The following is a 17,356-nucleotide window of genomic DNA, read 5'->3' as shown; positions in this document are numbered from 1 at the left end:
GGCGACAACCTGACCATCGGGCCGATCCTGCTCGGGGCGGCGAAGCCGGTCAACATCCTGACCCCGACCGCCACCGTGCGCCGGATCGTCAATATGACGGCCCTTACAGTGGTTGATGGTCGCTAAGTTAGCGCTCATTTATTCAAAAATATCATTCCCGCAAAGGCGGGAATCCAGAATCCGCAATCGGGTACTGCCGCAATTGCAGGAGCACATATGAAGCTTTCCGTCCGATTGGGCGTGGTGGTCGCCGTTAGTGTTATCGGTCTGCTGGTTCTGGGAGGCCTGGCGCTGCGCAGTCTGCACAGCAGCCTGATGGCAGAGCGTCAGGCAGGGATCGAGAATCTCCTGAAAATGGCCAAGACGCTAACAGTCCGCGTCCATGAACAAGAATTGGCCGGCAAGTTGCCCCGGGAGCAAGCGCAGGCTGCCGTTGCAGCAGCAATCAAGGGGTTTCAGAACGGCAACGTCTACTTTTTTGTCCGTGACGAACAAAACGTGATGGTCGTTCATCCCAGGCCCGAGCGCGTCGGCAAGGTTGATCCCGGGAAGTTGCCGGATGGCAGGACAACCGCCGAAATCTATCGGGCGGAATTGGCCAGGCAGGGCGAGTTTGCCTACGTTCAAATTCCCGCGGCAAAGCCCGGTGCGAAAGCCAACGAGATGGCACCAAAGCTGAACGGTGTTACCCAGTTTGAACCATGGGGCTGGAGTATCGGGACCGGATTCTTTATCGATGATATCGAAGAGAAGTTCTGGTCCTATACGCTTTCCATCCTTGCCATTGGTCTGGTCACGATCGTGCTGACGGCATGTCTGGCTGCTTTTCTGGCTCGGGGCATCTACCGGCAATTGGGCGGCGAGGCCGGCTATGCTGCGGAGATGACGCGGGCCATTGCCGCAGGAAGTCTGATCCAGAGAATCGAAAGTGCCCATAAAGGCAGCCTGCTCGCGGAGCTTTCTGCAATGCAAGGCAGCTTGAAGCGCATGATTGGTGGAATCAAGAGCGGTGCTGCGACGCTGAACGTGGCAACGGGTGAGCTGACGATGCAGATGCAGCAGATTACTGAGTTCGCGCAAACCTCTTCCGAGGCGACGGCAGCGACCGCCGCGTCGATGCAGGAAATGGCCGTGAGCGTCAATGAGATCTCGGAGCATGCCCGCGATACCGAAATCCGCTCGAAGAAATCTGCGGAACTGGCAACCACTGGCGCCGGGCTGGTACACCAGGCAGCAGAGGAGCTCGATCATGTCGTGACTCAGGTGGCCGAAGCCTCATCACGCATCGAGGGGCTGGAAGAGCGCTCGCGCGAAGTCGATGATATTGCCCGGGTGATCAAGGAGATTGCCGATCAGACCAATCTACTCGCTCTGAACGCTGCGATTGAAGCAGCTCGGGCTGGCGAGCAGGGACGCGGGTTTGCCGTGGTGGCCGATGAAGTACGGAAATTGGCCGAGCGGACCAGCCATGCGACCGGACAGATCACCGAAATGATCAAAGGTATTCAGGGTGATACCTCGGCAGTAGTTGTCAGCATGCAGGCAGTGACGCCGCAGGTGGCGAAAAGCGTGCGGATCGCCAATCAGGCGGCAGAAACACTGCACGAAATCAACAGCAGTGCCAGTGCCACGTTGATGAATGTCCGTGACGTGGCGCATGCCACAGCGGAACAGAGCCAGGCCAGCGAAAGTGTCGCGTCAAACGTCGAGAAAATCGCCCGCATGGTCGAAGAGGTTTCAAGCTCGGTCGCGGCGGCCAACAGCACGGTCAAGGCCTTGGAAACTTTGGCCTCGGATCTGGCCGAGTCGATGGAGCACTTCGTCGTTTAGCGACGGCCCTGATCCAGGGGGTCGTGCGGCTGCTATTTGGGCACCGCCTCCAGGGTTTCCGCTTCCTGTAGCGGATAGGCATCGGCGACATAGGCCGGGCCTTGCATCATCATGATGATGAAGGCGGCGATGCCGACTGTGAAAACCACTGTCCAGAGCAGGATGATCAGGCTGATCACGTAAATGTCGGTGGTGGTTACCGCCAGCACATCTTCACGGCTGCTGGTCAGCCGGGCCAATAACGAGGGGACGGCAAGCAGCAGGGTGCCAAGCAGAAACGTCTTGGGAAGCTGACGAAGGACGATACGCTCCTTGCTAGCCGGGGGATGGGGGAAACCGGGCAAACGATTGAATAGATTCATGATGTGACCTCCGGGGGGGGGCGTCGTTAAGCACAGGTAGCAAAAATACCGGCGAGCAGACAGATGATGGCGACGCTGCTCAGGCGCAGGCGAAGCGGCAGGTACCAGTTCGGTAGTCTCGCCTGCCGGGCCAGGCGCCGGTCTTGCAGGTAGTGAGCGATGAAGCCGCCAACCAGCAGTGGCGCAGCGAGTGGTGGCGAGAAAAGAACGGCCGGCCAGGCGATCAGGGCCGGCACGACGCTCCACGTAAACCACGCCGAGCGCTGGCGTTCGGTCAGGTCGGGTAGGCTCATCGCCAGACCCCAATGGAGTGCGCCGATGAAAGTGAGGATGATCGCCCCATAGGTGAAGAGCGCGTCGCTCCACCGAGCGCCATGATGGTGATCGAGCAGGCTGGCCGGTGTCAGCGTCACAAATGGGATCAAGCCGCCATAACCGAGCCAGGCGACAGTTCGGGGCAGGGCAATAGTGTTTCTGTCAGCCATCATGAACCTTACTTGACCAAGGGGCGGATGCTGGAAAACCCTCCGTCGAGCGACCAGACCTGCCCGGTGACGTGGGCGGCCGAGTCGGACAGCAGCCAGACCATCAGTTCGGCCAGTTCGTCCGGCGAGCCGATGCCGGGTAGCGGGTACTGCCGGGCGGCGCTTTCGCGGGCGGCCGGGCTGGCGATGATGCCGGCTGAAGCAGGCGTTTCCATGATGCCGGGTGCCACGGCATTGATGCGGATGCTGTTGGCGGCATAGCTTGCGGCGGCGCCACGAACCAGCCCTTCCAGCCCGGCCTTGGCAGCGGCGACGGCTTCATGGTTGGGGGTGCCGATACGTGCAGCGGCAGAGGAAACCAACACGGCGGCGCCGGGGCTGCGCGCTTCGCGCAACCCGCCGATAAAGGCCGATAGGGTGTGAAAGGCGCTGATCAAATTGGCGCTCAGGCAATTGTTGAAATCCGCCTCGCTCATCCGGTGCATGGCGCCGAGGCGAATATTGCCGACGCAATGGGCCAGTGCGGTGGGCAGCATCTGGTGCTCTTTGGCTACCTGCAGAATGTGCCGGGCGCCGGCTACTGTCGAGCAGTCGGCGGCGACTTGCAGGTGCTGGTCGCCGAAAGCTGCCGTCAGGTGCTCGGCATTGCGGCTGGTGACGATCAGTTGCCAGCCCTGGGCGGCAAGTCGAGCCGCCACGGCACGCCCGACACCGCCGGCGGCACCGGTGATCAGTGCAAATTTGTTCATGTCATCTCCTTGCTGGATCTTGTTTTGTCATGAACGAAAAATATTGACTGGCACATTTTTCGATCAATTGGCTTATTATTGCGAAACGAATCAATATTTGTCTAGGACAAATTGTCATTTGCTTCGTTCTGTTCGTTTTTTGAAATACCTTGCGAAAGCCTTGCCCATGTCGCCGATCCGCTTAGTCATCCTCGCCCTGTTTTTCGCCCTGACGCTGGCGGCCTGCTCGACGGCACCGCCTGAAGGCGTGCGTCCGGTGAATGCGTTCGATCTCAATCGCTACCTTGGGCAGTGGTACGAAATTGCCCGGCTCGACCATTCTTTCGAGCGGGGCATGAGCGACGTCAATGCCACCTACCAGTTGCAGGAGGACGGCAGCGTCAAGGTCATCAACCGGGGTTACGACACGCAGCGCCAGGCGTGGAAGGAGGCGATCGGCCGGGCGCTGTTCATCGGCGATCGCAGCACCGCGTCGCTCAAGGTGTCGTTCTTCGGCCCCTTCTACGGCGGCTATCACGTCATTGCGCTTGATCTGCAGAACTATCGCTGGTCGTTGGTGGCCGGGCCGGATCGCGATTATTTGTGGATTCTCGCCCGTGACAAGACGCTGCCGGCCGAGCTCCGCGAGCAATTGGTCAGTCAGGCCAAGGCGCTGGGCTTCGCGACCGACAAGCTGATCTGGGTCGAGCAAAAACGGGCGGGGACGGATTGATTCGGCAGCCTGATTGAATGCGTATCCCGAAAAAATCCGACTTGCCGAGCAAAATCTGCCATGCCTGCGGTCGACCGTATATTTGGCGCAAAAAATGGGCGGCGGTCTGGGCGGAGGTCAAGTATTGCTCCGAGCGTTGCCGGCGACATCGCCAGGGAACATCATGACCACGCTGCGCCTGATCCTCGGCGACCAGCTCAATCCGGAACACAGCTGGTTCGCGGCAGCCGATGCGGACACGGTTTATGTGCTGATGGAGATCTGCCAGGAAACCGATTACGTCCTGCACCACGCCCAAAAAATCATCGCCATCTTCGCCGCCATGCGCGACTTCGCCCGGCAGCTCGGCGAAGCGGGCCATCGCGTGCATTACCTGGCGATCGCCGACCCGGCCAACCGCCAAGCGCTGCCGGCCAATCTGGATGCGCTGATCGCCCAATATTCGGCCAGCGCCTTCGAGTATCAGGCACCCGACGAATGGCGGCTCGACCGGCAGCTGACCGACTACGCCAAGCAGCTCGCCATCCCCGGCCGGATGGTCGATAGCGAGCATTTCTACAGCACCCGTGGCGAGGCCGCGCAGTTGTTCGTCGAGCGCAAGCAATGGCTGATGGAGCATTTTTACCGCCAGATGCGGATCCGTCATGGCGTGCTGATGGCTAGCCCCGGCAAGCCGCTCGGCGGCCAATGGAATTTCGATCACGACAACCGTAAGCCCTGGCTCGGCCTGCCGCGCGAGCCGGCCGACTGGCGCAGCGCGCACGATCATTCCGCGCTCTGGCAAAGCATCCGGCAGGCTGGCGTGGCCAGCTTTGGCGAACCGAGTGCTGAGCGCTTTTGCTGGCCGCTGAACCGGGCCGAAGCCTTGCAGCAGCTTGATGATTTCATAGCCGAAGCCCTGCCGCATTTCGGCGATTTCCAGGATGCGCTGACCTATCGCGCCTGGCGGCTCTTCCATTCGCTGCTCTCCTTCGCGCTGAACACCAAGATGCTCAATCCGCGCGAGGTCATCGCCCGGGCGGTCGTCGCTTATCAGTCTGGCCACGTCCCGCTGGCCGCGGCGGAAGGTTTCATCCGGCAGATTCTCGGCTGGCGGGAATACGTGCGCGGCGTCTATTGGGCCAACATGCCTGGCTACGAAGCGCAGAACTGCTTCGCTCACCAGCGGCCGTTGCCCGCATGGTTCTGGACTGGGGAAACAAAAATGCGTTGCCTGGCGCACGCCATTGGTCAGTCGCTGGAACACGCTTACGCTCACCACATTCAGCGCCTGATGGTGATCGGCAACTTCGCGCTGCTTGCCGGGTTGAATCCGGCAGCGGTGCACGGCTGGTATCTCGGCGTCTATATCGATGCCTTCGAATGGGTCGAGCTACCCAACACCGTCGGCATGAGCCAGTTCGCCGATGGCGGCCAGTTGGCCACCAAGCCCTACGTGTCGAGCGCCGCCTATATCGATCGCATGAGCGACTACTGCAAGGGCTGCCATTACGACAAAAAGGCACGCCTCGGCGAGCGGGCTTGCCCATTCAATGCGCTGTACTGGGATTTTTTCGCCCGCAACAGCGAACGGCTGGCGGCCAACCCAAGGCTGGGCATGGTCTATCGTCAGCTCGGCAAAATCAGCCCGGCCGCCTTGGCCGCCGCGCAGGGCAGGGCCGATCAAGTTCGGGCCGGGATCGAAAATCTATAGGGAGCTTGAGCCCCAGCTCAGTCGCCGTTCTCGATAAGCTCGTCGCGCAGTTTGCGGAGCCCTTCCGGCATTTTCAGCGTCGCCCTATCCCAACCTTCAATTTCCAGCACCTGGTCAAGGCAGTCCTCCATCAGCGCATGTGCTTCGCGCGATCTGCTCTCGATGGTGTGGTGTACCAAATTGGGCGTCTTTGCTTCACTCAGGCAGTCGCGCTGGTAGCGGATGACTTGCCGCAATTGCCTGATCTGGTTGGCGACTTGCCCCGGGCATGCACACATGTAAATTGCAGCCTCCTCGATGATTCGCTCAAGTTCTTCATCATCGAATCGGTTTTGTAGGTCCATCTGATTTCCTCGTTGGGATGGTTGCGGCAAATCGATGGTAACCGATTCGTCAAGTAGCTTTACGCGACGCTGGCAAGTGCGAACCAATGACCGGAGGCCGCCTGACCCAGAAATCTTGGCGTAAATGTCATATCTCCCGGCTTGCCAAGTACGGTCTATTCGTGAAAATTTGTCTGAAGTTGCGCGCTTCATATGTTGGGTGGGTGCTACAGTGTATTCACATTGATTCATCGAAATCGCTATGTGATGGCGACTTGGCGGCATTCGTATTTCAGTGCTTGAGGGGGCAGTTGTCTTCAATGACGAGCAACACTTTTGCACGAGGGGGAATAGATGAACGCACTACTTGTAAAAAAATCCATGGCTGAGCTGCTGGTCGTTGCTGGCATCGTCATGCCTGGCGCTGCCTTCGCCCAGGAGGCAGTTGCGGGCTGGCAGTTCTCGGTCATGCCTTACGTCTGGCTGCCGGGCGTCAAGGCTGATGTCAAATACGGTCCGCCATCGGGCGGAACGGCAACTGCCAATGTCAATGCTGACGAAAGCGACGTTCTGAGCAATCTGCAGATGGCTTTTATGATCGCCGGTGAAGCACGCAAGGGGCGCTGGCTGGTAGCCACCGACTATATGTACCTCGATCTCGGCAAGCAGGACAGCAAGGTCAAGAGCGTGGACTTCAACCCGGGCAACGGTCCGGTCAATGCGTCTACGAGCCAGATCGGCGGCAGTGCGGAGTCCTCCTTCAAGGGTTCTATCTTGAGCCTGGTCGGCGGTTATGCCGCGATCAGCACGCCGGCCGCCAGCCTCGACGTGATCGCCGGTCTTCGTTACATGGATCTCAAGGTTTCCAGTAGCTGGAACCTCAATACGACGGTGACTTCGCCAAGTGGCAGCCAGACCTTCAGCCGCTCGGGCAGCGCCAGCAAATCAGGCGACAACACCAACTTCATCATCGGCGCTAAGGGCCAGATCAAGCTCGGCCAGAGCAACTGGTTCGTTCCCTACTATGCCGATGTCGGCGGCGGCAGTTCGACCTCGACCTGGCAACTGGCGACGGGTGTCGGCTACGCCTTCGGCTGGGGAGATATCAGGTTGGACTATCGTTACCTCGCCTACAAACAGAGCAACGACGACAAGTTCCTGGAAAAGATCGAACTGGGTGGCTTTGCACTGGGCGCGAATTTCAGGTTTTGATCTGGCTGAAGGGCGTTTTTTCCTAACAAGTACAGGAGAAACATATCGTGAACCATAAAGTCATTTACCAGTCGATTTGCCTGGCACTCGGCACTGCCTGCGCCACGGGCGCCTTTGCTCAGGCGGTTGACCGTAGCAAGTTGCCCATTCACGAACCGAAGATTCCGCTGAGCACGGTGCTCGACGTTCGCAACGCCACGCCGCCGAAGCCCTTCGAGGTCAAGGCACCGCTCGGGGCACCGAATGTCCTGATCGTCCTCATCGATGACATGGGGTTTGGCCAGTCCAGCGCCTTTGGCGGCCCGGCTCGGATGCCGACGGCGGAACGCCTGGCTGATAACGGCCTGCGCTACAACCAGTTTCATACCACGGCACTCAGTTCGCCGAGTCGGATGGCATTGCTCACCGGGCGCAACCACCATACGGGCAATACTTCATCGATCATGGAAACGGCGACCGCCTTTCCCGGTGCGACGGGCAAACGCCCCGATAGCGTGGCTCCCCTTGCCATGACCCTGCGCTACAACGGTTATTCGACGGCGCATTTCGGCAAGAATCATGAAACTGCTGCCTGGGAAACCAGCCCCTCCGGTCCGACCGACCGTTGGCCAACCCGTAGCGGTTTCGACAAGTTCTACGGCTTCATGGGCGGCGAAACCAATCAATGGGCGCCGGCAATCTATGACGGCATGACCAAGGTCGAGATCCCGAAGGATTCGAATTACCACTTCATGACCGACATGACCAACCAGGCCATCAAGTGGGTCCGCTCGGAAAAATCCCTGACGCCGGACAAGCCCTTCTTCATGTACTTCGCGCCGGGCGCAACCCACGCCCCCCATCAGGTTCCAAAGGACTGGATCGCCAAATACCGGGGCAAGTTTGATCAGGGATGGGACAAGTTGCGCGAGGAGACCTTGGCCAAGCAGATTGCCCTTGGTGTTGTTCCGCCCGATACCAAACTGGCACCGAAGCCGGAGGCGATCAAGGATTGGGACAAGCTCAATGCTGATGAAAAGAAACTCTTTGCGCGCCAGATGGAAGTGTTCGCGGCGTTTGCTGAATACACGGATAGCGAAGTCGGCCGACTTGTCGATACCCTGAAGGACCTGGGACAACTCGACAATACGCTGATCTTCTATGTGCTTGGCGACAACGGCGCCAGCGCCGAAGGCGGCGCCAACGGCCTGTTCAACGAGATGACCTACTTCAACGGCGTGCCGGAGTCGGTTCAGGATGTCCTGAAGCATTACGATGATCTGGGTGGCCCCAACTCTTACGGGCATTACGCCGCCGGCTGGGCTGTTGCCGGGAATACGCCCTTCACCTGGGTCAAGCAGGTGGCCTCGAGCTACGGTGGTACGCGCAACGGCATGGCGGTACATTGGCCGAAGGGCATCCAGGGCAAGGGTGAGGTCCGTTCGCAATGGCACCATGTCATCGATATCGCGCCGACGATCCTTGAAGCTGCCGGACTGCCGGAGCCCAAGGAAGTGAATGGCATCCCGCAGACGCCGATTGAAGGCGTCAGCCTGCTTTACTCGCTGAATGAAGCGAAGGCACCGGATCGCCACAAGACGCAATATTTCGAAATCTTCGGCAACCGGGCCATCTACAACGATGGCTGGCTGGCCGGCACCGTGCATAAGGCGCCCTGGGAGCCCAAGCCGCGCGCCACGCTCGAGGCAGATACCTGGGAACTCTACGATACGCGGAGTGACTTCAGCCTGCGGAACGACCTGGCCAAGTCGAATCCGGCCAAGCTCAAGGAAATGCAACAGACTTTCCTGGCCGAAGCGACAAAGTACCCGGTTCTCCCGCTGGATGACCGTGTTTTTGAACGCTTGATTCCCGAGCTGGTTGGCCGTCCCGACCTCATGCAGGGGCGTAAATCCCTGACGGTTTACGACGGCATGACCGGTATGTCCGAGAATGTGTTCCTGAACCTGAAGAACCTGTCCTATACCATCGACGCTGAAATCGACGTGCCGAAAGGTGGGGCGAACGGCGTCATCATTGCCCAGGCCGGACGCTTCGGCGGTTGGAGTCTTTATGTGAAGGGCGGCAAGCCGACCTACACCTATAACTTCCTCGGCCTTCAGCGCTTCACCATCACCGCCAGCAAACCCCTGCCGGTCGGCAAATCGATCTTGCGTTTCGAATTTGCCTACGATGGCGGCGGCCCGGGCAAGGGCGGTACGGGTAGCCTGTTCGTCAATGGCCAGATGATCGGTCAAGGCCGTATCGAGCGGACGCAGCCCGGCTTTTTCTCGGCTGACGAAGGGGTCGATGTCGGCGAGGATGGCGAAACCCCGGTTACCGAGAACTACGGTATGCCGGCACCGCACAAGTTCACGGGCAAAATCGGCAAGGTCACCTTGACCGTCATTCCGGCCAAGCCCGCCGAAAAAGCGGCGGCGGATGGTGCGAAGAAGGACGCTGTGCTGAAGAAGGCGCTGGCAGACTAAGCCATTTGCCACAATGGGAGGAGGCAACAGCTCCCTCCCTGCATTCCTGACAAGCGGTCGGGTGCCCCTGCGGATACAGCTAACAATGAACCAAGAGCCCGAACTCAAACTTCCAAAGCTGACTAACGGTGATTTCTATCGTTTTCATACGATGGTCAAGCCGAGCGGCGCCCAGTGCAACCTGGATTGCGCCTACTGCTTCTATCTGCACAAGGAAGACCTGCTGAATCAGCCGCAGGTGCCGCGAATGAGCGATTCGCTGCTGGAGTCGCACATCCGCCAGTACATCGAAGCGCAGGGCGGCGATGAGGTGGTCTTTACCTGGCAGGGCGGCGAACCGACCCTGATGGGCCTGGATTTCTTCCGGCGCGTCGTCGAGCTTCAGGAGAAGTACCGGAAACCCGGACAGCGCATCGAGAATGACCTGCAAACCAACGGCATCCTGCTCAATGACGAATGGTGTGCCTTCCTGGCCGAGCATAATTTTCTGGTCGGCCTGTCGATCGATGGGCCGGCTGAGTTGCACGACCTCTACCGCTACAGCAAGGGCAACAAGCCGACTTTCGAGCGGGTCATGGCAGCGGTTGCATTGTTGCATCGCTACCAAGTCGTTTTTAGTGCCTTATGTGTCGTCAACCGCAGCAATGCGCGCAGACCAATCGACGTTTACCGGTTCTTGCGCGACAAGGTTCGGCCGCGCGTGATCCAGTTCATTCCGGGGCTGGAGCCCGGTGATTTTCGTTCGGTTGCGCCGGGGCACTGGGATTGGGACAAATTGCCGACGATGGGTTCGCCGGCCGCCGGGCCGGGTAGTCCGGATTCGGTGGTGGCCGATTGGTCGGTGGCACCGGAGGACTGGGGCTATTTTCTGACGCGGGTCTGGGACGAATGGTTCAAGCGTGACTATGGGCAGGTCTTTGTCGACCAGTTCGAGAATGTCATTTCGCAGATGTTCGGTCATGGCCCGCAGAAGTGCGTCAGCGGTCGTATCTGCGGCAAGGCAGTGGCCGTTGAGTTCAACGGTGACCTTTATAGTTGCGACCACTTCGTTTATCCGGAATACAAGCTGGGCAACATCCGCCAAGTGCACGAAGGCGATCTGGTATTTTCCGAGCAGCAGAAAAAATTTGCCTATGCCAAGAGCGACACCTTGCCGCAGTATTGCCGCTCTTGCCCCTACTTGGAGCTGTGCTGGGGCGAGTGTCCGAAGAATCGCTTCATCAAGACGCCGGATGGGGAAACAGGCTTGAACTACCTGTGTTCGGGACTGAAGAAATTCTATGCCCGGGTGACGGCAGATCGCGGTGAACTGGCCCGGCGACTCGGCCAATGAACGAACGCAACATGCAGTCGCCCGGGGAGCATTCCTTCACGCTGATGATTGCATGGCTGCCGTTTGTTGCGCCTCGTTTTTCAAGGCCTGCAGACGGCGGGCGCGGTGCTTGCGGGCCCAGATCAGCACGCCGGTGACGCTGAGCAGGGCGATGGCCAGGCCGCACAGCGAGATCAGGATGCGGCCGGGGAGGCCGGCGATGCGCCCGGAGTGGAGCGGGAACATGGCTTGCAGGAAGATGTCGCCGGCCGTGCCGGTGCCGGGGAGTGTGGCACCGAGGGCCTGGCCGGTGTGGGCATCGAAATAGAGCCAGGGGTTGCCGAGGCCGACGTCGCCGTGGCTGTTGCCGGCCGCGAAGAAGCCGACGCCATAGACGCCGCTCAGACTGTCGAGAAAGACGCCGCCGGCCGGGGCGTTGATGCCGCGCTGGCGGGCTTCGCTTTCGGCCAGCGCAATGACGCGGTCGACCGCCATTTTTGCCGTTTTTTGCCCGTCCACCGCCGGACTCGGCCGGGCGGCGAAGGGCGAGGGGGTCAGCGCTGAAAAGAGGCCGACCACCGGGCGCATGACCTCTTCCTTCAGGTTCATGGCGACCGAGGTGACGGCCAGCATCAGCACCAGCAGGAAGAGCCAGACGCCGCCCGAGCGGTGCAGGTCGAAGGTTAGCCGGTGGCCGCCGGCCTGCCAGCGGAAGGCGAAGGACTGGCGCCAGCTTTTAAGGCTGGGGAAGGAAATCCACAGCGCGAGCAGAGTGTCGAAGACCCAGACGATGGCGACGATGCCCATGAACAGCGTGCCGAGCTGGCGGCTGAAGGCATCCGGGATGTGCATGCTGTAGTGCAGCTTGTAGAGGAAGGGGAGCAGGTTTTCGCGCTCGAGCGAGACCTTGCCCCACTGCCGTTTGCCGAGAACTTCACCAGTCGCCGGGTCGAGCGCGACCTGGTTGTAGCCGAGTTCGTAGGGCTGTTGCGTTGCCGGATCGAGGCGCGGCTCGACGAAGAGGCCAAGGCTGTGCCCCGGCTCGATTTCAAGCGGCATGAACCTTACCCGCAGGCGCGGTTCGGCCGCTTCGAGGCGGGCCGCCAGTTCGAGCGGCGGCAGCGCCGGGCCGGCCGCGCTGGCCTGGAACAGATGCGGGTTCAGCCATTCGTCGAGCTCGTGGTCCCACGAGATCACGGCGCCGGTCAGCCCGGCAACGAACAGGAAGAGCGCGGCGAAGAGGCCGAACCAGCGGTGCAGCGTGACGAGCAGGCGACGCATGGCGAACTCAGTACTTCCAGTTCAGCGAGACGCTGGCGTTGCGCGGCGCGGCGTAATAGGCCTGGTCCCAGTACAGGCTGGCGATGTACTTCTCGTCGGTGACGTTGTTCAGGTTGGCGCTGACGCTCCACTGCTTGTCGATGTCGTAGCGCGCCATCAGGTTGACCAGCGTGTAGGCCGACTGGCGGATTTCGCCGTAGCTGGTGTCGCGGTAGGTATCGCTCTGCCAGCTCAAATTGGCGCCGACCTTCAGTTGCTCGACGCCCGGCACGCGGTAGGTGGTCGAGGCGCGCAGCAGGCGGCGTGGCGCGTAGCTGCGGACATCCTGGCCGGCGTCGTCGTGGATGGCGATCTGCGTGTAGCCGAGGCTGGCCTGCAGACGTGACGTCAGCTGGCCGGCCAGGTCGATCTGGAAGCCCTTGGATTTGGCATCGAGGCCCTTGTAATAAGCCTTGGCGCCGATGTAGCCGGCCGATTCGGCGAGATTGTGCTGTTCGCTCTTGAACAGGGCGAGCGAGGCGTTCAGTTTCTTGTCGAAGAATTCGCCCTTGACGCCGACCTCGTGGCTGCGCCCTTCGACCGGTTTCAAGGCGTTGCCGGTGGCGTCGGTCTGGTATTGCGGCGTGAAGATTTCGGTGGTGCTGCCGTACAGCGACAGGTTGCGCGTCAGGTCGTAGATCAGCCCGGCGTAGGGCGTCAGGTCGCTGGCATCGCTCTGCCGGTTGACGCCGTAGGCGGTGCCTTCGCTTTCGGCCTTGGTGGCACGGGCGCCGGTGATCAATTTGAGATCGTCGCTCAGGTTGAAGCGGGCGGCGGCGTAGGCGCTCTGCTGCCGGTAGGTGAAGTGGCTGCCGTCAGTCGAGGCATCGAAGGCCGGCATGGCATAGTTGCCGGTCCAGTTTTCCAGCGCCGGCAAGGCGGTGCCTATGCCGCGGCCGTAGTACGAAACGTCGTCGAGCACCGATTTCGACCAGTTGGCGCCGAAGGTCAGCTCGTGCTTGCGGCCGAACAAGGCGAACTTGCCGGTGGCGGCGACATCGGCCTGCGTCTGCCGGTTGTCCATCGCGTACTGCGACGGGTAGCTGTAGAGGCCGAGGCCGGTGCTCTGGCTGGGCGTGCCGTAGACGTACATCAGCGTGCTGTCGTGGCGGTAGTCGGTGCGCGTCAGCACGGCCTTGGCGCTCCAGTCTTCGTTGAACTGGTGGCTCAGTTCGGCGAAGCTGCTCTTCGTCGTTGTATTCCAGTAGGCCCAATCGGTCGAGGTGCTGGTCGAGCGGTCGTAGTTGGTCGCCTGGCCGTTCGCATAGAGCATCGGCAGGGCACCCCAAAGCGGGCTGTGCGCCTTGTTGCGCTGCTGGTTGTGGCCGACGGTGAGCAGGGTGGATTCGCCGAGATCGGCTTCGACGATGCCGTAGAACACCGATTTGTCGTGGCCGTAGCGGTCGAGATAGGAGTCGGCATCCTGGCGGGCGACGACGAGGCGGCCGCGGAGATGGCCGGAGTCGATCAGCTTGCCGGAAACGTCGCCGTCGAGCCGGTACTTGTCCCACGATCCGGCGGTCAACCCGGCGCTGGCGGCAAAATCGGCGGTCGGCCGCTTGCGGATGAAATTGATCGTCGCCGACGGAAAGCCGGTCGCCGAAATCAGGCCGTTGGCACCGTATACCGCATCGACCCGGTCGTAGATGGCGGTGTCGATGTCGCCATTGACGTTGCCGTGGGCGAAAGGCTGGCCGATACCATCGGTCTGGAAATTGGTGATGTCGAAGCCGCGCGCCGTGTAGTAGGTGCGGTCGGTTTCGACCTTTTCGACGGTGACGCCGGAGGTGGCGGCGAGCACGTCATTGACGCTGGTCAGCCGGAAATCGTCCATCTGCGTCCGTGTGACGACCGAGACGGTTTGCGGCGTTTCGCGCAGCGACAGGTTGAGACCGGTGGCCGAGGCGCTCTTGCGGGTGGTGTAGAGGCCGGTCTTTTCGGTGCTCGGTGCGTAGTCGGCGTTGCCGGTGACGGTGACGGCGGCGAGGCTCTGTTCTTCGGCGGCCGGCGTTTCGGCGGCCAGGCAGGGAGCGGCGCAGAGCGCGGCGATGACGAGAACGAGGGGGCGGCGACGGAAAGCCGTCGGCAGGGCTGCTTGGAACAAGATCAGGAACTCCCGGTAGTGCTGTCGGCTGGCTGCCTGGGAATTCCGTGGGTGGCTGGCTAAGGCTGGTTAGTAATCGGTGAAAGAAGGAAAGCGGCGGGGATCAGGCCGCCTTGCGCAGAACCTTGCCTGGTTTGCCCTGGCCGCCGTGCGCTTCCTGCAGGCATTCGTGGGCGCAGGAGGCGCAGCGTCCGCAGTCGCGGGTGACGCCGAGGTCGCGGCGCAGGTCTTTCAGGGTACGCGCCCCGCCTTGCGCGGCTTCGCGAATCTGGCGGTCGGTTACGGCCTGGCAAACACAGACATACATGAATGATCTCCCTGGATTTGGGTGTTCAATGCGAATGAATCTCATTGTATAGAAATGAGAATGACTGTCAATAGCATTTGTGGGCTTCCTGAAAAATCCGGCCGACAGCGCTAGAATGCGCCCTGTTCGTTTCAACCCCAGAGAAATAAAGGAATTAAAACAATGTCCGGTCATGGCTTTCACGTACACGGTCCGCACGATCATGAAGTCGAGCACGTCGCCCAGCACGGCGGCGACCAATTCACCTCCCGCCTGGCGGTACTGACGGCGGTGCTGTCCACGGTCGGCGCCATCTTCGGCTACATGGGCGGTCATTCGCAGAACGCGGCGCTGCTCTACAAGAACGAAGCGGCCATCCAGAAGACCTCGGCTTCCAACCAGTGGAACTACTACCAGGCCAAGAGCAACAAGCAGAATCTGGCCGAGCTGTCGGTGACGCTGACCAGCGGCGAGGCGCAGGACAAGTTCAAGCAGTCGGTCGAGCGCTACAAGAAGGAAAAGGAAGAGATCAAGGCCGAGGCCGACAAGCTCGAAGCCGAATCGAAAGCGGCCGACCAGAAGAGCGAGGCCGAAATGCACGTTCATGAACGCTGGGCGTTGGCGACGACGCTGCTGCAGATCGCCATCGCACTGTCGGCGATCACGCTGCTCACCCGCAAGCGCTGGCTGCTCGGCGCGGTGTTCGGCGCCACCGGCCTCGGCTTGGCGGTCGGCGTCATGGGTTATCTGCACCTCTGATGATGTCCGCAGCCCGTCGCCACACCATTGCCGCCGGGCTGGTTTTTGCCCTTTTTGCCGCGTCGACCGCAGCCCTTGCAGAATGCCGGGTCGCTTTCGACATGGGCTCCTCCGGCATCCGGGCCGGTGCTTCAAGCAGCCCGGCGACCCGCCGGGCCGACATCGACTACCTCGGCCCGCTGTGGGCCGGGCGCGGTCTCGACGAAACGCTGGCGCCGACCATCCAGGCGCTGCGCGAACTGCCGGCCCAGGCCGGCTTTGCCGACGACTGCCGGCGCGCCGCCGGTGGTTTCTCTGCCTGGCGCCTCGCCCTGCAGCAGGATGCCGGCCGACTGGCCGCGGCATTGGGCCGCATCCACGACGAGAGCGGCGTCGCGCTGCTGGTCCTGCCGCAATTGCGCGAAGGAGCCTACGGCTACCTCGGCGCCCGCCAATTGCTCGGCGACAAGCTGACCACCAGCCATGTCCTCGACATCGGCGGCGGCAGCCTGCAGGTGGCCGGCGAGCGCACCGCCTATGGCGAACCGCTCGGCCAGAAAGTCGTCCAGCGCTACCTGTGCCAGGAAATCCGCAATTCGGAAAATGCCCCATGCACGCTGCAGCCGCTGACCGGCGAGGAACTCGCCATCGCTCGCGACCTGCTCCGGGAAAAACTGGCCGGTGTCGCCCCGGCCCTGCCGGAAACGGTGACGATGACGGCGATCAGCCGTCCGGTCAGTCGCGGTGTGGCGCCGGCCGTCGCCCGCCTGACCGGGGAGGGCGTCGCGACGACCGGTTTCCGGCGGGCGGCGCTGAGCCGGGCAATCGAGCGGATCGCCAACCTGACGCAGGAAGAAACCGCCGCCGCCGTCGGCAGCCCGGCCGCCTATGTCGCCTACCTGCTGTCCGACATGCTGCTCGTTGAAGGTCTGTTGCAGGCGACCGGCGGCGACGAATTGCAGGTCGCCGAACTCGATCTGACCAATCTGCCCGGCCTGCTCGCCGACGACCGCTTGTTCGACTGGGCCGGCCACTACGGCTGCTACCTCGACCGCCTGCGCGATCTCGGGCTGGACGCCTACGCCAGCGACCCGGCGAGTTGTCCCTGAGCGGGCGCCGGAAAATGGCATTTTTACCCGGTCGACCGCAGCAATTGGCGTAAACCCGGTGTCTGGTTAAAAAAAACAAGCCAGTCATTCCCGCGCAGGCGGGAATCCAGAAAAATCAATCAACTGGATCCCCGCCTGCGCGGGGATGACGAATATTTCAGCGTCTCCTAGCGCGCTTGCAGGACGCCGATCGAGTGCTCGATGGCCTCTTCGAGATAGCCCTGATAGAAATCGGGCAGTCGTGCCCCGACAATCGGCTCGGCCAGGCGCCGGCCGTTTGGGCCGTAAAAGGCGACGACCGGTACCAGCTTGATCTTTTCGTCCGCCGCAAAGCGGGCGTGGCTGCTCGGCTGGCCGCGGAAATCAGTGAGCGGCGCCGCGCTGTCCTGGTTGATCTGGCGGACCAGCACCTGTTGGCGATAACGCGGGTTGGCGGTCAGCGGTTGCAGATAGTCGCGCTTGACCGTTTCGCAGTATTTGCAGTCCCGCCGGCTGTAGATGACGATCAGCGGGCCGCCCTGGCGGCGGGCCTGTTCGGCCTCGGCGCGCAGATCGGCGGCCGGCGGCAGGTCGGTGCCCCGGGCTGGAGCCGCGCCGAGCATAAACAGGGCGGCGAGTGCCAGGCCGGCCAGGCTTTCCTTCAAAGGAAGCAT

Annotated in this window: 18 protein-coding genes; 10 read left to right on the top strand and 8 right to left on the bottom strand. The window is 61.5% G+C overall.

Translation table 11 applies throughout. The features are described from left to right. Together GH663_RS16455 and GH663_RS16450 are read left to right on the top strand one after the other, a co-directional pair. Positions 1 to 126, top strand: a 126-nt coding sequence (locus tag GH663_RS16455) for a phosphate acyltransferase (protein WP_153132769.1), incomplete at its 5' end; no start/stop codon positions are given. A 90-nt stretch (positions 127 to 216) separates the two neighbouring features. Further along, entirely contained in the window at positions 217 to 1,830 is a 1,614-nt protein-coding gene (locus tag GH663_RS16450) for a methyl-accepting chemotaxis protein (RefSeq protein WP_153132768.1), read from the top strand. 32 nt (positions 1,831 to 1,862) lie between these two features. Here the strand turns inward: GH663_RS16450 and GH663_RS16445 are convergent, their stop codons facing one another. Genes GH663_RS16445 through GH663_RS16435 form a run of 3 tightly spaced genes read right to left on the bottom strand, consistent with a single transcriptional unit; the run spans position 1,863 to position 3,426 of the window. Further along, on the bottom strand, positions 1,863 to 2,192 hold the full coding sequence (locus tag GH663_RS16445) for a hypothetical protein (RefSeq protein WP_153132767.1): 330 nt from the start codon (positions 2,190 to 2,192) through the stop codon (positions 1,863 to 1,865). Positions 2,193 to 2,218: 26 nt separating this feature from the next. Further along, positions 2,219 to 2,680: a DUF3429 domain-containing protein gene (locus GH663_RS16440; RefSeq protein WP_246181617.1), complete on the bottom strand. Its 462-nt coding sequence runs from the start codon at positions 2,678 to 2,680 to the stop codon at positions 2,219 to 2,221. Positions 2,681 to 2,685: 5 nt separating this feature from the next. After that, positions 2,686 to 3,426, bottom strand: coding sequence for an SDR family NAD(P)-dependent oxidoreductase (locus GH663_RS16435; RefSeq protein WP_153132766.1), 741 nt, complete (start codon positions 3,424 to 3,426; stop codon positions 2,686 to 2,688). Positions 3,427 to 3,592: 166 nt separating this feature from the next. Here GH663_RS16435 and GH663_RS16430 point away from each other — a divergent pair, with 166 nt between their 5' ends. From GH663_RS16430 to GH663_RS16420, 3 genes are read left to right on the top strand one after another with little or no spacing between them, the layout of a single operon-like run. Then, the gene (locus GH663_RS16430; RefSeq protein ID WP_153132765.1) at positions 3,593 to 4,138 is read left to right on the top strand and encodes a lipocalin family protein; all 546 of its coding nucleotides are present in this window, start codon (positions 3,593 to 3,595) and stop codon (positions 4,136 to 4,138) included. A 17-nt stretch (positions 4,139 to 4,155) separates the two neighbouring features. Next, the gene (locus tag GH663_RS16425; RefSeq protein WP_153132764.1) at positions 4,156 to 4,305 is read left to right on the top strand and encodes a DUF2256 domain-containing protein; all 150 of its coding nucleotides are present in this window, start codon (positions 4,156 to 4,158) and stop codon (positions 4,303 to 4,305) included. Further along, a complete protein-coding gene (locus tag GH663_RS16420) occupies positions 4,302 to 5,831 on the top strand; it encodes a cryptochrome/photolyase family protein (RefSeq protein WP_211371184.1) in 1,530 nt (509 codons plus the stop codon). The genes GH663_RS16425 and GH663_RS16420 overlap by 4 nt, the downstream gene beginning before the upstream one ends. A 17-nt stretch (positions 5,832 to 5,848) precedes the next feature. On the opposite strand, the gene GH663_RS16415 is transcribed toward GH663_RS16420, so the two are convergent. Further along, positions 5,849 to 6,175: a hypothetical protein gene (locus GH663_RS16415; RefSeq protein WP_153132762.1), complete on the bottom strand. Its 327-nt coding sequence runs from the start codon at positions 6,173 to 6,175 to the stop codon at positions 5,849 to 5,851. A 360-nt stretch (positions 6,176 to 6,535) separates the two neighbouring features. Between GH663_RS16415 and GH663_RS16410 the strand changes: the two genes are divergently transcribed. The 3 genes from GH663_RS16410 to GH663_RS16400 all read left to right on the top strand — a co-directional run bounded on the left by GH663_RS16410 (position 6,536) and on the right by GH663_RS16400 (position 11,167). Then, positions 6,536 to 7,366 carry a hypothetical protein gene (locus tag GH663_RS16410; protein WP_153132761.1) on the top strand — a complete coding sequence of 277 codons (831 nt, stop codon included), beginning with the start codon at positions 6,536 to 6,538 and terminating at the stop codon, positions 7,364 to 7,366. 47 nt (positions 7,367 to 7,413) lie between these two features. Next, on the top strand, positions 7,414 to 9,834 hold the full coding sequence (locus GH663_RS16405; RefSeq protein WP_211371183.1) for an arylsulfatase: 2,421 nt from the start codon (positions 7,414 to 7,416) through the stop codon (positions 9,832 to 9,834). A gap of 85 nt (positions 9,835 to 9,919) precedes the next feature. After that, positions 9,920 to 11,167, top strand: coding sequence for an anaerobic sulfatase maturase (locus GH663_RS16400; protein ID WP_153132760.1), 1,248 nt, complete (start codon positions 9,920 to 9,922; stop codon positions 11,165 to 11,167). A 36-nt stretch (positions 11,168 to 11,203) separates the two neighbouring features. Here the strand turns inward: GH663_RS16400 and GH663_RS16395 are convergent, their stop codons facing one another. The 3 genes from GH663_RS16395 to GH663_RS16385 form a co-directional block, all read right to left on the bottom strand. Further along, positions 11,204 to 12,427, bottom strand: a complete 1,224-nt coding sequence (locus GH663_RS16395) for a PepSY-associated TM helix domain-containing protein (RefSeq protein ID WP_153132759.1) — start codon at positions 12,425 to 12,427, stop codon at positions 11,204 to 11,206. 7 nt (positions 12,428 to 12,434) lie between these two features. Continuing rightward, positions 12,435 to 14,570: a TonB-dependent siderophore receptor gene (locus tag GH663_RS16390; protein WP_211371182.1), complete on the bottom strand. Its 2,136-nt coding sequence runs from the start codon at positions 14,568 to 14,570 to the stop codon at positions 12,435 to 12,437. A gap of 103 nt (positions 14,571 to 14,673) precedes the next feature. Continuing rightward, complete coding sequence (locus GH663_RS16385; RefSeq protein ID WP_153132758.1) at positions 14,674 to 14,877, bottom strand: (2Fe-2S)-binding protein; 204 nt, start codon at positions 14,875 to 14,877, stop codon at positions 14,674 to 14,676. 162 nt (positions 14,878 to 15,039) lie between these two features. Between GH663_RS16385 and GH663_RS16380 the strand changes: the two genes are divergently transcribed. After that, on the top strand, positions 15,040 to 15,615 hold the full coding sequence (locus GH663_RS16380; protein WP_066883005.1) for a DUF4337 domain-containing protein: 576 nt from the start codon (positions 15,040 to 15,042) through the stop codon (positions 15,613 to 15,615). Further along, positions 15,615 to 16,703, top strand: coding sequence for a hypothetical protein (locus GH663_RS16375; RefSeq protein ID WP_153132757.1), 1,089 nt, complete (start codon positions 15,615 to 15,617; stop codon positions 16,701 to 16,703). Before GH663_RS16380 ends, GH663_RS16375 begins: the two co-directional genes overlap by 1 nt. 167 nt (positions 16,704 to 16,870) lie before the next feature. Here the strand turns inward: GH663_RS16375 and GH663_RS16370 are convergent, their stop codons facing one another. Next, entirely contained in the window at positions 16,871 to 17,356 is a 486-nt protein-coding gene (locus GH663_RS16370; protein WP_153132756.1) for a SoxW family protein, read from the bottom strand.

It is taken from the genome of Dechloromonas hortensis (assembly GCF_009469765.1).
Classification (GTDB): domain Bacteria; phylum Pseudomonadota; class Gammaproteobacteria; order Burkholderiales; family Rhodocyclaceae; genus Azonexus; species Azonexus hortensis.
This window is presented reverse-complemented; position numbering and strand designations above follow the sequence as displayed.

Bases quoted from the DNA above. Each gene is read 5' to 3' on its own strand.
- GH663_RS16450 (WP_153132768.1), top strand. From the start codon at position 217: ATGAAGCTTTCCGTCCGATTGGGCGTGGTGGTCGCCGTTAGTGTTATC.
- GH663_RS16445 (WP_153132767.1), bottom strand. From the start codon at position 2,192: ATGAATCTATTCAATCGTTTGCCCGGTTTCCCCCATCCCCCGGCTAGC.
- GH663_RS16440 (WP_246181617.1), bottom strand. From the start codon at position 2,680: ATGATGGCTGACAGAAACACTATTGCCCTGCCCCGAACTGTCGCCTGG.
- GH663_RS16435 (WP_153132766.1), bottom strand. From the start codon at position 3,426: ATGAACAAATTTGCACTGATCACCGGTGCCGCCGGCGGTGTCGGGCGT.
- GH663_RS16430 (WP_153132765.1), top strand. From the start codon at position 3,593: ATGTCGCCGATCCGCTTAGTCATCCTCGCCCTGTTTTTCGCCCTGACG.
- GH663_RS16425 (WP_153132764.1), top strand. From the start codon at position 4,156: ATGCGTATCCCGAAAAAATCCGACTTGCCGAGCAAAATCTGCCATGCC.
- GH663_RS16420 (WP_211371184.1), top strand. From the start codon at position 4,302: ATGACCACGCTGCGCCTGATCCTCGGCGACCAGCTCAATCCGGAACAC.
- GH663_RS16415 (WP_153132762.1), bottom strand. From the start codon at position 6,175: ATGGACCTACAAAACCGATTCGATGATGAAGAACTTGAGCGAATCATC.
- GH663_RS16410 (WP_153132761.1), top strand. From the start codon at position 6,536: ATGGCTGAGCTGCTGGTCGTTGCTGGCATCGTCATGCCTGGCGCTGCC.
- GH663_RS16400 (WP_153132760.1), top strand. From the start codon at position 9,920: ATGAACCAAGAGCCCGAACTCAAACTTCCAAAGCTGACTAACGGTGAT.
- GH663_RS16395 (WP_153132759.1), bottom strand. From the start codon at position 12,427: ATGCGTCGCCTGCTCGTCACGCTGCACCGCTGGTTCGGCCTCTTCGCC.
- GH663_RS16385 (WP_153132758.1), bottom strand. From the start codon at position 14,877: ATGTATGTCTGTGTTTGCCAGGCCGTAACCGACCGCCAGATTCGCGAA.
- GH663_RS16380 (WP_066883005.1), top strand. From the start codon at position 15,040: ATGTCCGGTCATGGCTTTCACGTACACGGTCCGCACGATCATGAAGTC.
- GH663_RS16375 (WP_153132757.1), top strand. From the start codon at position 15,615: ATGATGTCCGCAGCCCGTCGCCACACCATTGCCGCCGGGCTGGTTTTT.
- GH663_RS16370 (WP_153132756.1), bottom strand. From the start codon at position 17,356: ATGCTTCCTTTGAAGGAAAGCCTGGCCGGCCTGGCACTCGCCGCCCTG.